This is a genomic window from Cryptocyanus atlanticus LEGE 06306 (assembly GCF_056633155.1).
Genome location: NZ_JBSJOZ010000016.1, coordinates 1 through 13,280, shown reverse-complemented (window position 1 = coordinate 13,280; position 13,280 = coordinate 1). Strand labels below are relative to the sequence as shown.

At 70.1% G+C, this 13,280-nt stretch carries 15 protein-coding genes; 3 read left to right on the top strand and 12 right to left on the bottom strand.

Annotated features, from left to right (window positions below):
* Positions 1–15 precede the first annotated feature (15 nt).
* Positions 16–813: a YdcF family protein gene (locus ACWJI7_RS12925; protein ID WP_479938453.1), complete on the top strand. Its 798-nt coding sequence runs from the start codon at positions 16–18 to the stop codon at positions 811–813.
* Positions 814–836: 23 nt separating this feature from the next.
* Here ACWJI7_RS12925 and ACWJI7_RS12920 read toward each other — a convergent pair whose 3' ends face one another.
* The 7 genes from ACWJI7_RS12920 to ACWJI7_RS12890 all read right to left on the bottom strand — a co-directional run bounded on the left by ACWJI7_RS12920 (position 837) and on the right by ACWJI7_RS12890 (position 7,368).
* Positions 837–1,100 (bottom strand): hypothetical protein, encoded by a 264-nt coding sequence (locus ACWJI7_RS12920; protein WP_254939156.1) that lies wholly within the window; start codon positions 1,098–1,100, stop codon positions 837–839.
* A gap of 30 nt (positions 1,101–1,130) precedes the next feature.
* Positions 1,131–2,696, bottom strand: a complete 1,566-nt coding sequence (gene lysS / locus ACWJI7_RS12915) for a lysine--tRNA ligase (protein ID WP_479938451.1) — start codon at positions 2,694–2,696, stop codon at positions 1,131–1,133.
* A gap of 44 nt (positions 2,697–2,740) precedes the next feature.
* Positions 2,741–3,547, bottom strand: a complete 807-nt coding sequence (gene rpaB / locus ACWJI7_RS12910; RefSeq protein ID WP_479938449.1) for a response regulator transcription factor RpaB — start codon at positions 3,545–3,547, stop codon at positions 2,741–2,743.
* Between the two features lie 141 nt (positions 3,548–3,688).
* Positions 3,689–5,041, bottom strand: coding sequence for an extracellular solute-binding protein (locus ACWJI7_RS12905; RefSeq protein ID WP_479938447.1), 1,353 nt, complete (start codon positions 5,039–5,041; stop codon positions 3,689–3,691).
* 4 nt (positions 5,042–5,045) lie between these two features.
* Positions 5,046–5,558, bottom strand: coding sequence for a rod shape-determining protein MreD (locus ACWJI7_RS12900; RefSeq protein ID WP_479938445.1), 513 nt, complete (start codon positions 5,556–5,558; stop codon positions 5,046–5,048).
* Positions 5,559–5,561: 3 nt separating this feature from the next.
* Positions 5,562–6,317, bottom strand: a complete 756-nt coding sequence (gene mreC / locus ACWJI7_RS12895) for a rod shape-determining protein MreC (protein ID WP_479938444.1) — start codon at positions 6,315–6,317, stop codon at positions 5,562–5,564.
* A gap of 4 nt (positions 6,318–6,321) precedes the next feature.
* Entirely contained in the window at positions 6,322–7,368 is a 1,047-nt protein-coding gene (locus ACWJI7_RS12890; RefSeq protein ID WP_479938442.1) for a rod shape-determining protein, read from the bottom strand.
* A gap of 178 nt (positions 7,369–7,546) precedes the next feature.
* Here ACWJI7_RS12890 and ACWJI7_RS12885 point away from each other — a divergent pair, with 178 nt between their 5' ends.
* A complete protein-coding gene (locus ACWJI7_RS12885; protein ID WP_479938440.1) occupies positions 7,547–7,963 on the top strand; it encodes a single-stranded DNA-binding protein in 417 nt (138 codons plus the stop codon).
* Between the two features lie 65 nt (positions 7,964–8,028).
* Here ACWJI7_RS12885 and ACWJI7_RS12880 read toward each other — a convergent pair whose 3' ends face one another.
* Together ACWJI7_RS12880 and ahcY are read right to left on the bottom strand one after the other, a co-directional pair.
* Positions 8,029–8,685 carry a DedA family protein gene (locus ACWJI7_RS12880; RefSeq protein ID WP_479938438.1) on the bottom strand — a complete coding sequence of 219 codons (657 nt, stop codon included), beginning with the start codon at positions 8,683–8,685 and terminating at the stop codon, positions 8,029–8,031.
* A 129-nt stretch (positions 8,686–8,814) separates the two neighbouring features.
* Positions 8,815–10,263, bottom strand: a complete 1,449-nt coding sequence (gene ahcY / locus ACWJI7_RS12875; protein ID WP_479938437.1) for an adenosylhomocysteinase — start codon at positions 10,261–10,263, stop codon at positions 8,815–8,817.
* A gap of 107 nt (positions 10,264–10,370) precedes the next feature.
* On the opposite strand from ahcY, the gene tsaE reads away from it, so the two are divergent.
* Positions 10,371–10,850: a tRNA (adenosine(37)-N6)-threonylcarbamoyltransferase complex ATPase subunit type 1 TsaE gene (gene tsaE / locus ACWJI7_RS12870; RefSeq protein WP_479938436.1), complete on the top strand. Its 480-nt coding sequence runs from the start codon at positions 10,371–10,373 to the stop codon at positions 10,848–10,850.
* On the opposite strand, the gene ACWJI7_RS12865 is transcribed toward tsaE, so the two are convergent.
* The 3 genes from ACWJI7_RS12865 to ACWJI7_RS12855 all read right to left on the bottom strand — a co-directional run.
* On the bottom strand, positions 10,832–11,848 hold the full coding sequence (locus ACWJI7_RS12865; protein ID WP_479938435.1) for a carbohydrate kinase family protein: 1,017 nt from the start codon (positions 11,846–11,848) through the stop codon (positions 10,832–10,834). The genes tsaE and ACWJI7_RS12865 overlap by 19 nt on opposite strands.
* Positions 11,849–13,015 (bottom strand): 8-oxo-dGTP diphosphatase MutT, encoded by a 1,167-nt coding sequence (gene mutT, locus ACWJI7_RS12860; protein ID WP_479938434.1) that lies wholly within the window; start codon positions 13,013–13,015, stop codon positions 11,849–11,851. It lies immediately after the preceding gene.
* Between the two features lie 73 nt (positions 13,016–13,088).
* A partial coding sequence (locus ACWJI7_RS12855) for a sigma factor-like helix-turn-helix DNA-binding protein (RefSeq protein WP_479938433.1) occupies positions 13,089–13,280 on the bottom strand: 192 nt, incomplete at its 5' end.

Below are 13,280 nucleotides of genomic sequence, written 5' to 3'. Positions count from 1 at the left end.
GGGGAGACGGCGGGGATGGGGTTTCTGCTCTCCAAACTGTTGCCCCAGCTGCTCTATCCCCTCGGCCTGGGTCTGCTGCTGGTGCTGGGGGCCGGCCTGGGACGAGGGCGGCGCGGGTCCGCCTGGCTGGGGGGCGGCGGTCTGGCCCTGCTCTGGCTGTGCTCCCTGCCCCTGACCGCCCAGGAACTCGTCTGGGGCCTGGAGGAGCGCAGCGCCGCCCTCACCCCGGCGGTGCTTCCCGAGGGGGACGCGATCGTCGTGCTGGGGGGAGGCCTGCGGGCCGCTCTCCCCCCCCGAACCGGGGTCGAGGTGAATGAAGCCGGAGACCGGCTGCTCACCGGCCTGCGGCTGCTGCGGGCGGAGCGGGCCCCGCTGCTGCTGCTCAGCGGTGGCACCGTCAGTTTCACCGGCCAGGACCCAGCCCCGCCCGAGGCCCGGAGCGCCCGCCGGCTGGCCCTGGAACTGGGCGTGCCGGCGGAGCGCATCCTGCTCAGCGAGCGGGCCCGCACCACCGCCGAAGAGGCCCGGGACCTGGCCAGGCTCGGCGGGGAACGGGGTTGGCGCTCCGTGTTGCTGGTGACCAGCGCCCTGCACATGCCCCGGGCACTGGCCACCATGCGCCGGGGCACCAGCCTGACGGTGGTGCCGGTGGCCACCGACTATCTCCTGCCGGCACGGGGCAGCCTGGGAACGCCGACGCCGGGTTCGGTGCTGCTCGCGCTGCTGCCCGACGCGGGCTCCCTGCTGCTGAGCACCCTGGCGATCAAGGAGCACCTGGGGCTGCTGGTCTACCGGTTGAAGGGATGGAGCTGAACGGTCGGGCAGCTCCGGCTCCCCTACTTCTTCGGCACGGGGGGAACCAGGCTCACTCCCTCCGGCGGCGGAGTGGGATCGGGATCGGCGATCAGCATGTGCTGCAGCACGATCTCGGGCCGTTCACTATCGCGCCAGCGGATTCGATAGGCGGGCATCTTGGTACCGCGACTGGTGGTCTGCTCCACCGGCTCCATCACCCAGCCGCGACGGGATCGACCCTGGGGATTGCGCTTGACCACCGCATCCGCGTGTTTGAAGCGGAAACCGACGCGCTCACCGCTCATGGGCTCGGGGACAGGGTCAACGGAACACCATTATCCCACTGCGCCGGCACCACCCCCCGCCAGCCCTGATTCAGGCCGGAGCAAGGGGAACGCGATCACATCGCGGATGCTGGGGCTGTCCGTGAGCAGCATGGCCAGCCGGTCGATGCCGATGCCCAGGCCACCGGTGGGGGGCATGCCCACCTCGAGGGCGTGGATGAAGTCCTCATCCACGCCCTGGGCCTCCAGGTCGCCGGCGGCCCGGCGCTCCTGCTGGGCCTCCAGACGGCGTCGCTGGTCGAGGGGATCGATCAGTTCGCTGAAGGCGTTCGCCGTTTCGCGGCCGGCGATGAACAGCTCGAAGCGCTCCACCAGCCCCGGTTTGCTCCGGTGGGCGCGGGCGAGCGGCGAGATCTCCACCGGGTAATCCAGCACGAAGGTGGGTTGGATCAGGGTCGCCTCCACCGCCTGCTCGAAGGCTTCGTTCAGCAGGCGCCCGACGCTGTCGGCCGTCGCCGGCACCTCCAGGCCCGCCCCAGCCATCGCCGTCACCGCGGCCCCCCGGTCGGCGAAGCTGTGGAAGTCGAGACCGGTGGCCGCTTCCACCAGCTCATGCATCGTGGCCCTCCGCCAGGGGGGGGTCAGGTCCACGGCCTGCCCCTGGTAGCTGAGGGTGGTGCTCCCGCACACCTCCCGGCTGACCGCGGCGATCAGTTGCTCGGTGAGCGCCATCATGTCGGTGTAATCGGCAAAGGCCTGGTAGATCTCCACCATCGTGAATTCTGGGTTGTGGCGGGTGCTCACCCCCTCGTTGCGAAAGATCCGGCCCAGCTCGTAGACCCGCTCGAAGCCCCCCACCACCAGCCGTTTGAGGTGGAGCTCGGTGGCAATCCTCAGATAGAGGGGCAGATCGAGGGCGTTGTGGTGGGTGGTGAAGGGCCGGGCATCGGCACCGCCCGCCTCGGCCGTGAGCACCGGGGTCTCGATCTCGAGGAAACCCCGCTCATCCAGCCAGCGGCGGATGCCGCTCACCAGCCGGGCCCGGCGGCGGAAGGTTTCCCGGGTGCCGGGGGAAACCACCAGATCCAGGTACCGCTGGCGGTAGCGCTTCTCCACGTCGGCCAGGCCGTGCCACTTGTCGGGCAGGGGCTGGAGCGCCTTAGTCAGCATGCACCAGTCGGTCACCTTGACCGAGAGCTCGCCCCGATCGGTGCGCCGCAGGCTGCCGTGGACGCCGATCCAGTCGCCCGCATCGACGAGGGTGGTCAGCTGAGCGAAGGCCTCGGGCCGGTCGGGGTTGGCGGCTGCCAAGGTGGCCTTGTCGAGGTAGAGCTGGATCGAGCCGGTGGTGTCCACCAGGGTGAAGAAGGCCAGCTTGCCCATCACCCGCCTGGTCATCACCCGGCCGGCCACCGCCACGAACTCATCGCGCTCGGCGCCGCTGGGCAGGTCGGCGTGGTCGCGCTGGAGGGCGTCGGTGCGGTGGGTGGGATCGAAGCGCAGCGCGTAGGGACCCTGACCCAGCTCCCTGAGGGCCTCGGCCTTGTCCAGGCGGGCCTGCTCCAGGCGGTTGGCACGGGTCTCCGACACGGTGGGCCTGGGGGCGGAACGCCCCATCCTGCAGGAGCGGGGGTCAGCAAGCCGGTTCGCCCGTCCGGGCCTCAGGCCGAGGCGACACCCACCGCTTCGGCGAGCCGCTGGGAGGCATAGCCGGTGCCGCGGACCGTGAGGATCAGCTCGGGATTGCGCGGATCGGGCTCGAGCTTCCCCCGCAGCCGGGCCACATAGACATCCACAACGCGCAGATCGGCGGCGCGGCGCGGCGGGTAACCCCAGAGCTGCTCGAGGATCTCGGCGCGGGGCACCACCCGGCCCGGATCGCGGAAGAGCAGCTCGAGCAGGCTGAACTCGGTGTAGGTGAGGCCGATGCGTTCACCCTCCCGGGTGACCTGGCGTCGGTTGGTGTCCACCACCAGATCCCCGACCCGCATCACCCCCTGGCCGACGGGCACATCCCGCGGTTCCGCGCTGGCGGAGCCCCGACCCACCCGCCGGAGGATCGTGGCGATCCGGGCCTCCAGTTCCTTGGGACTGAAGGGTTTGGGCAGGTAATCATCGGCGCCGAGATCCAGCCCCGCCACACGCTCGGCGATGGCATCGAGGGCTGAAAGAAAGATGATCGGAACGCAGGACTCGGCCCGCAGGCGCCGGCAGACCGCGAAACCGTCGAGCTTGGGCATCATCACGTCGAGCACGACCAGGTCGGGCTGCTCCCGGTGGAACAGGGTCAGAGCCTCTTCACCGTCCTCGGCGCAGATGACCCGGTAGCCCGCCAGCTGGAGGCGCATCACCAGAACACGCCGGACGGCCGCTTCATCGTCAACGACGAGGAGCGTGGGCAGAGGGTCAACGGACCGATCCTGGGAAGCATCGCCCTGACTTGGCCGGGGCTGCTCGTCCATGGGCATCGGATCCGCTCTCATGAAGAAACGCAACCCTACCCCTCAGGCCGAACCCATCGCGGCCAACACCCAGGTCCCGTCTGGGGATTCGGCCAAGACTTAATCATTTGTTCCGCCCCTCGGCTTCCATCACGCCCCCCCGGTGACTCAGGGCCAGCGGGCCTCGGCATAACGGTTCCAGTCCTGCTCGGCGGCCGCCAGGGCCTGATCGCTCTCGATCTGGCCGAGCATGGCCCGCTGCAGCTGGCGATAGAGGATCGCCTGCAGGCGTTTCACCCCTGGGCTGGCCGGAACGAGCACGCGTGCCCGGGAGAGGGTTTCCAGCGACAGGAGCCGGGCCTGCTGCACCAGGGCGTCCTGGGGGTCGTCCGACTCCGGCCGCCGCAGCCGGGTCTCGAGCTCTCCCAGGGACAGCCGGGCCGAGGGCAGCACCCGGGCCTGCTCGGCAAAGCGTGTCTGGTTGGCGGCATCGGTGAGGAAGAGCGCAAAGCTCACCGCTTCCTTGGGCATGGCGCTCTGGCGCGGGACGGCCAGGTTCATCACCGCCACGTTGGCGGCCCCGTCAGCGCCGGTGAGCGGGGGATGGGGACGGGTGGCGGCGGCGATGCCGGGGGCGTTAGTGCGGATGCTGCGCAGGAACTCGGCTCCGCTGGCGAGCAAGGCCAGTTCACCGCTCTGGTAAAGCTCCACGGCGCGTCGGTAGCCCTGGCTCACCACCTCCCGTGGCAGCAGGCCCCGGCGGTAGAGATCGGTCCAGAAGGCGAAGGCCCGGCGGCCGGCCGGGCTGTTGAAGGCGGCCCGCTGGCGCCCGTCCTGGAGGGTTACCCCCATCTGGACCATGGACTCCAGCAGCTCGGCGGAATCATCCGGAACCACGGTCACAAACAGGGCATAGCGACCGGTGCGGCGCTTCACCGTTTCCGCGAACGCCGGCACCTCCTCCCAGCGGCGGGGGGGCGCCAGGAGGCCGGCCTGGCGGATCAGTTCGCCATTGGCCAGGGTGATCCGGGCCGTGAGGTACCAGGGGATCGCGATCTGGCCCTTGGGCCCGCTCAGGCGGCTGGCCTCCCAGATCAGCGGGAGATAGGTGTCCGCCGCCCCGGCGGGCAGCAGCGGATCGAGGTCGAGCAGTCCCCCCTTGCTGGCCAGATTGGCCGCGAACAGCGGGTTGAGGTTGACCACATCCGGCGCCGTGCGCGCGAAGACCGCCGCCAGCAGCTTGCGCTCCACCGAGCCCCAGGGGATGTCGGTCCAGCGCACGGAGACGCCCGGGTTGCGCCGTTCCCAGGCGGCGATCACCCCGCCCATGTACTCGTTGAACTTGGGCGCCAGCTCCAGGGTCCAGACCTGCAGCTCCCGCTTCGAGCGGGGCGGCACGCACCCCGCCAGCAACGCCGCCGCCGCCGCGGCGCCCCCCAACAGGGTCCGGCGGCTCAGGCGCGGCCCCGCCCCGCCCGCCGGACGGCGGCGCGGCGATGGGGCATCGGAGTGCCGGGTCATCGGATCAGCCCCTCGCTGTGGAGCCGCGCTGGCGCCAGAGCAGCAGCAGCAGCGAACAGATCATCGGTGCCAGCAGGCCGGTCAGCAGGGTCTGGGCCAGCAGGGTGTGCAGGCTGATGGCGGAGGGCAGCGCGGAGAACAGGGTGGTTCCCAGACGCTGCAGCAACAGACTTGCCCCCAGCACGGCCGTGCCGATCAGGGCCAGCAGTCCGAGGCTGAAGCTGCGCTCGATTGGCGGACCCCGCCGGGCCAGCCGGCCCCACCACCAGCCCAGCAGGACGAGGGCCGGCACCTGGCTGGCGCCGCCGAGGGTCAGGCCATCGAGGAGCAGGCCTAGGGCCAGCCCGGCCACGGCTCCGGAGAGGGGGCCGTCCACCAGGGCCCAGGGCAGCAACCAGAGCACCGCCCAGCTGGGGGACACCCCGGCGATCCGCAGGAACGGCGGGGCCGCCAGCCCCAGCAGCGGGACCAGCAGGGCACTGGCCACGAACCAGGGGTGGCGATGCAGACTCCCCATCGCTCAGGATCCGGCCGGCCGCGTGGTCAGCACCTGAACCCAGTCGACCGAGCCCACCGGCGCGCTGAGCTGCACGACCGCAACCGTGGCGGGAACGGCTTTGCCGTCAACCGACTGGATCACCCCCACGCTGAGACCCGGGGGGACCAGGGTGCTGGCCGGAGAGGTAACCACCACATCGCCCGGGCGCACCTGGGGGTCCTGCTCCAGGAAGCGCAGTTCAGGGCGGCTGCTGCCCGTGCCGGTGAGCAGTCCGTGGCGCTGGGTGCGTCCCACCCAGACCCCCACCCGGCTGGAGGTGTCGGTGAGCAGGGCCACCCGGGCCGTGGTGGGCGTGACGCTGGAGACCCGGCCGATCAACCCGCCTGGAGCCACCACCGCATCCCCGCTCCGGATCCCCTGCAGCCGTCCCGCTCCCAGCTCGAGCTGCTGCCACCAGCCCCCCGGCTCCCGCGAGATCACCGGGGCCGTCACCTGGTCCGGGCTGGTCCGCTGCAGATCCAGCAGGGTGCGCAGACGCCGGTTGTCCAGCTCCAGCTGGGTCAGCCGTGACTGCCGGTCCAGCCGGTCTGCCGACTCCAGCCATTCCCGCTGGGCGGTGCCCGGCCAGAAGGGTCGGCTCAGCAGGGCGTAGGCATCGGTGAGCACCGCCCCCTTGCTGAGCCGGACACCCACCAGGACCAGCAGCAGCAGCGCCCAGGGCCACGACTGGCTGACCAGCCGCAGCCCCGGGACGCGGGAGAGGCGTCCGAACGGCATCGGCTCAGGAGGTCATGCGGGAGAAGTCCGGCGTGTCGAGCACCCGCTCCAGACGTTTGTAATCCTCCAGGACCTGACCGCAGCCGTTCACCACGCAGAGCAGTGGATCCTGGGCCACGTGGGTGAGGATGCCGGTTTCATGGCTGATCAGTTCGCTGATCCCCCGCACCAGCGCCCCGCCTCCGGCAAGCATGATGCCGCGGTCGACGATGTCGGCCGCCAGCTCGGGGGGAGTGCGCTCCAGGGTGCGCTTGACGGCTTCCACGATCACGTTGAGCGGTTCAGCCATGGCCTCGCGGATGTCGCCGGCGCGCACGTTGATGGTGCGGGGCAGGCCGGAGAGCAGGTGCAGCCCCCGCACGTCCATGGACGATTCGTCGTGGAGGTCGTCGGGGAAGGCCGAACCGATCCGGATCTTGATGTCCTCGGCGGTGCGCTCCCCCACCACCAGGTTGTGCACCTTCTTCAGATAGACACCGATCGCCTCGCTGATCTCGTCGCCGGCCACCCGCACCGACTCGCTCAGCACAGTGCCACCGAGGCTGAGCACCGCCACCTCGGTGGTGCCGCCGCCGATGTCGACGATCATGGTGCCCACCGGATCGGTGACCGGCAGGCCGGCCCCGATGGCCGCCGCCACCGGCTCATCAATCAGATGCACTTCCCTCGCGCCCGCCAGGCCGGCCTCACGCACGGCCCGGCGCTCCACGCCGGTGACCCCGCTGGGGATGCCGATCACCAGGCGGGGAGCCACGATGCCCCGACCTTCATTGCCCTTCTGGATGAAGGACTTGATCATCATCTCGGCGGCATCGAAATCCGCGATCACGCCATCACGCAAGGGACGCACGGCCCGGATGTTGCCGGGGGTTCGGCCGAGCATCAGCTTGGCCTCGTCCCCCACCGCCAGGGGCACACCTTTCTCGAGATCCAGGGCCACCACGGAGGGTTCCTGCAGCACGATCCCCTTACCGGACACATACATCAGGGTGTTGGCCGTTCCCAGATCGATGCCGATGTCACGGGAGAGCTGGAAACGTCGGAAAAACACAGGACAGCCACGGAGCGGCGCGAATCATAGGTGGGGCCACCTGGCCGGCCCCGAGGCGTCACCGGACCGGGAGCTGATACAGCCGGGTCAGAGGGTGGAACCTCCAGGGAGAAGCGCCGCGAACCGGTGGCGCAACATGGCTCCAACCAACCCCGAACCCAACCAGAGGAGAACCCAGATGGGTGTGAATTCCGTGACCCTCGTCGGCCGTGCCGGCCGTGACCCCGAAGTGCGCTACTTCGAATCCGGCACCATGGTCGCCAACCTGACCCTGGCGGTGAACCGCCGCAGCCGGGACGACGAACCCGACTGGTTCAATCTCGAGATCTGGGGCAAGCAGGCCCAGGTCGCGGCCGATTACGTCCGCAAGGGTTCCTTGCTGGGCATCATCGGCTCCTTCAAACTGGATCGCTGGACCGATCGCAACTCCGGCGAGGAACGCACCAAGCCGGTGGTCCGGGTCGACCGCCTGGAACTGCTGGGCTCCAAGCGGGATGCCGAGCAGAGCGGCTACGGCGACGGCGGTGGAGAGGGCGGCTTCGGCGGCGGCGCCTATGGCGGCGGTGAGCCCAGCAGCGAGGAGGTGCCGTTCTGAACCGCAGCGGGACCCGCTTGAGCGGGCTCCCGGCCTGAGCGGGCTCCGTTCAGGGGTTGCCCCTGTCAGTGGCTGCTCTGCCGTTGCTTCCAGACGCGCAGGGCCAGCCAGAGTCCGAAGCCCAGCACGACCACCACCAGCAGCACCTTGATCACCCGGGCCACCGGATCGATCCAGAGCTCCACGCTGTTGTAGCCCTCCCCCAGGAGCAGACCGGCCACGGTGAGCAGCAGGGTCCAGATCAGGCTGCCGGCGGTCGTCCAGATCAGGAAGGGAACCATCGGCATCATCTCGATGCCGGCAGGCACCGAGATCAGGGTGCGGATGCCAGGCACCAGCCGACCCCAGAACACCAGGGCAGTGCCATGGCGGCTGAACCACTCACGGCTGCGGTGCAACTCCTGGGGGCGGATGCCGATCCACCGGCCATGGCGCTCCAGCCAGTGCTCGATGCGTTCCTCGTTCACCAGGCGCCCGACCCCGTACCAGGGCAGGGCACCGAGCACGGTGCCAAGCAGACCGGCCAGCACTACCGGCACCAGGGACAGCTTGCCCTGATGCACGAAGAAGCCGCCCAGCGGCATGATCAGTTCGGATGGGATCGGCGGGAACAGGTTCTCGAGGAACATCGCCGCGAAGATCGCCCCGTAGCCGGCCACCGGATTGGACTCCACAGCGGCTCCGATCATCTCGGGCAGCTGTTGCACCAGTTCAATGGCCATCCCGATCGATCCCTGACGGGGCAAGTCTTCCACGCCGGACGGCGGTCTGGGGCTGTCGTCCCGGAGCCGCCACTGGACCGAGTGCCTCAGCCATCGGCCTGGGGGTCGGCTCGAGCCCTGAACCCGGGCTCAGTAACGGTAGTGATCGGGCTTGTAGGGACCCTCCACCGGCACGGCGATGTAGGCGGCCTGCTCGGCGGTCAGTTCGGTGAGCCGGGCGCCGATCCTGCCGAGGTGGAGGCGCGCGACCATCTCGTCGAGGTGCTTGGGCAGCACATGCACCTGTTTGCCGTACTGGTGGCCCTTGGTGAACAGCTCGATCTGGGCCAGCACCTGGTTGGTGAAGGAGTTGCTCATCACGAAGCTGGGGTGGCCGGTGCCACAGCCCAGGTTCACCAGCCGCCCTTCCGCCAGAAGGATGATGCGGTGGCCGCTGGGAAGCGTGATGTGATCCACCTGGGGCTTGATCGGTTCCCAGGGGTACGCCTTCAGCGACGCCACATCGATCTCGTTGTCAAAGTGGCCGATGTTGCAGACGATCGCCTGATCCTTCATGGCGAGCAGGTGCTCATGGCGGATCACCCGGAAGTTGCCGGTGGCGGTCACGAAGATGTCCACATCGGCCACCACGTCGTCGAGGCGCACCACCCGGTAGCCCTCCATGGCGGCCTGCAGAGCGCAGATCGGATCGATCTCGGCGATCATCACCGTGGCACCGAGGCCTCTCAGCGACTGGGCCGAGCCCTTGCCGACATCCCCATAGCCCATCACCAGGGCCACCTTGCCGGCCACCATCACATCGGTGGCACGCTTGATGCCGTCCACCAGGGATTCGCGGCAGCCGTAGAGATTGTCGAACTTCGCCTTGGTGACCGAATCGTTGACGTTAATGGCCGGGAAGGGCAGCTCTCCAGCCTTCTGCATCTGATAGAGCCGTGCCACACCCGTGGTGGTTTCCTCGGTGACCCCCTGGATGGAGCCATGAATGCGGGAGTAGAAGCCGGGATCGCTGGCGAGCTTGGCTCGGATCGAGCGGAACAGGGCCGTCTCTTCCTCGTTGGAGGGATGATCAAGCACCGAAGGATCCCGTTCAGCCCGGGTGCCCAGCACCACGAGCCCGGTGGCGTCGCCACCATCGTCGAGAATCATGTTGGGAGTGCCACCGTCGCCCCACTCCAGGATGCGGTGGGTGAAGGCCCAGTACTCATCGAGGCTCTCGCCCTTGAAGGCGAACACCGGCACGCCGGCGGCGGCGATGGCGGCGGCGGCGTGATCCTGGGTGGAGAAGATATTGCAGGACGCCCAGCGGACCTCGGCGCCCAGAGCCACCAGCGTTTCGATCAGAACGGCGGTCTGGATGGTCATGTGGAGGCTGCCGGCGATGCGGGCTCCCCTGAGCGGCTGCTCGGCGCCATGGCGGCGCCGCAGCTCCATCAGGCCGGGCATCTCGGTTTCAGCGATGGCCATCTCCTTGCGCCCCCAGTCGGCCAGGGAGCGATCGGCAATCACATAGGAAGGGTTCGTCAGCTCGGGCGCGTCGGAGCGAGCGGAAACAACGGAGGGGGGCGCAGCCACCATGGGAAGGAAACTCCCTTCAGGGAGTGACGATGGGTTGAATGGGGTCGGAAATATCTGCGGAGACGCCGAGGCTTCGGGCTCGCTTAAAGGCAATCTACAGGGGCAGGATGAACGGGGGTGGACGCGAAGCGCCGGACCAGCTCAGTCGCCATGTGCTGGCCGACGCTGAGGCGACCCGGCGGCTGGGTGAGGAGCTGGCGGGGCTGATGCAGGTCCGGGGGGGCCAGCTCTTGCTGCTGTCGGGGGATCTGGGGGCCGGCAAGACCTGCCTGGTCCAGGGTCTGGCCCGGGGCCTCGGGATCGGGGAGCCGATCACCAGCCCCACCTTCGCCCTGGCCCAGCACTACAGCGGGCGGCGAGGCGGACGCCCCACCCATCTGGTCCACCTGGATCTCTACCGACTGGACCAGGCGCCGTCCGCCGATGAGCTGTTCGCCCAGGAGGAGGAAGAGGCCGCAGCGCTCGGCGCGGTGCTGGCGGTGGAATGGCCCTGCCGCCTCCGTGTCCCGCCGGCTCCCGCCTGGAGGCTGGAGCTGCTCCCCGCCGGCACCGGCCGGCTCGCCCTGCTTCAGCGGCCCGAGCCCTGAGCGGGCTCGCCGGCCCTGCTCAGGAAGGTCAGAACCCGGGCATCCTCAGGCTGGGGATCGATCGCGCCAGCGCCCTGGCACACCAGCGCGCCACAGGCGCTGGCATAGGCCAGGGCCGCCTCCACCCGCTGCGGGGAGGCGTTCTGGAGCAGCTCGGGCTCCCGGCAGAGCCGGTGCAGCAATCCGGCCAGGAAGGCGTCACCGGCCCCGGTGCTGTCCACCACCGTCACAGGGAAGGCCGCCCGGCTGCCGCCCTGGCCCCCCAGCCACCAGGAGCACAGCCCGCCCCCGTCGGTGACCACCACGGCGGGTCCCTGGGGCAGGGACCGGCTGATCGCCGCGGGATCCCTGCAGCCGGCGATCCAGTCGGCCTCCTCGGCGGCGAGCTTGAGCAGGGCCGCCCGGCCCAGCAACGGCCGGATCCGCTCCAGCGCCGCCTCCGGTGTCAGGTTCCAGAAGGTGGGCCGCCAGTTCACATCCAGCGCCAGCGGAACGCCCCGGGCGCTGGCGGCGTCCACCGTCCGCCACAGGGCGGCGGCGGACGCGGGGCTGGCCAGGGGCAGGGTGCCCGCCAGCAGCCAGCGGGCCTCCTCCAGCAGCGGCGTCAGGGCCGGCGCCAGGACGTCGGCCTCGATCGCCTGATCGGCGAAGCCTTCCCCGGCCTCGCCGGCGAAGCCGCCGAAGCTGCGATCGCCTCCGGCATCCCGGCGGACCAGCACGGTGCGGCTGGGCCGCCGCGGATCGCGCTGCAGGGCGCTGGTGTCCACCCCCCGCCGGCGAAGGAGGGCGGTGAAGGCGGCGCCGATGGCATCCTCCCCGAGCCGGCCGAGCAGGGCCGAAGGGGTGCCGAGCCGGGCCAGGGCACAGGCCACGTTGGTCGGAGCTCCCCCGAGGTGGTCCTCGATCGGCTGGTCGATGGCGGGGTCACCGCCGGGGGGACCGAGCCGGTCGATGAGGGCTTCACCGAAACACAGCACCCACGGAGACGTGGCAGGCATTCAGGGCGCGGACCGACTCCTCCCACCATGGCCTGGGCCGAGCGGACGGCCAAGCCGCTCCCGCAGCGCCGCGATGATGCGGGCGTTGGCGGCGGGGAAGGGGTAGGCATCGAGGGCCTCGGGATCCACCCAGCGCACCCGCTGGCTGGCCAGCGGCCGGGGCTGGCCCGATCGCCAGCGACAGAGATGGACGATGAAGCGCAGACGCTTGTGGCTGTACGCGTGCTCGAGGCGGAGCAACTCCTCGCCCACCTCCACCTCGATGGCCAGTTCCTCTCGCAGTTCCCGGGCGATGGTGGCCGTAATCGGCTCCCCGGGCTCCTGCTTGCCCCCCGGGAACTCCCACAGCCCCCCCAGCAGCCCCCCCTCCAGGCGCTGATCGATCAGCACCCGGGAGGAGCCATCGAGCACCACCCCCACACCGATCACCTGCAACGGCGGGGGCTTGGTGGCCTCTTTCACGGGGTAGGCGCCAGGATCGCCGGAAGCGTAGGCAGCGCAGTGCGGTGACCAGGGGCAGACCCCGCAGCGGGGCTGGCGCGGAGTGCAGACGGTGGCCCCCAGATCCATCAGGGCCTGGTTGAACGCCCGGGGGCGGCATGGATCGAGCAGCGCTTCACTGAGCTGCCAGAACTGTTGGAGGGCGCGGCCCGGAGGCTGGGGGCAGGCGATCAGACGGGCCAGCACCCGCTTCACGTTGCCGTCGAGGATCGGATGGGGCAGATCGAACGCCGTGGCGAGAATGCTGGCCGCCGTGCTGCGGCCGATGCCCGGCAAGGCCATCCACCCCTCCAGGCTGCGGGGCCAGGGATCGGCTGCAGCCTCGACCCGCAGCAACCGGGCGCCCTCCAGCAGCCGTCGGGCCCGGGAGTAATAGCCCAGCCCCTGCCAGAGCAGCAGCACTTCCTGCTCCCGCGCATCCGCCAGGGCTTCGAGGCGGGGAAACGCCTGCATCCAGCGGTTCCAGTAGGGCAGCACCACCCGGAGCTGGGTCTGCTGGAGCATCACCTCGGCGACCCAGACGGGGAAAGGATCCAATGCCTCCGCCGGAGCCGGACCGGATCCGTCAGGGCGAGAGGCCCAGGGGATGCCCCGACGCCCATGGAGGGACGACCAGGCCAGCAGATCGCGGCGGAGAGCGGGGATCGCCTGGGTCCTGACCTCCACCGGGTTGGGGCCGGGACCCCTCACCGCCGGACCGGGACACGGGACCGCTGGACACACTGCATCGGTGCCGGTCTCAGCTGGCCACGTAATCCTCGACGGACTCACTGAGGCGCCGCAGGCTGGCCAGGCCGTCGCGCTCCAGGTTGCGGATGCGGTCCCGGCTCATCCCCAGGATCCGCCCGATCCCGGTCAGGCTCATCGGCTCCTCGACGTCGATGCCGTAGCGCATCTTCAGCACGCTGCGCTGCACCTCCGGCAGCTGCTC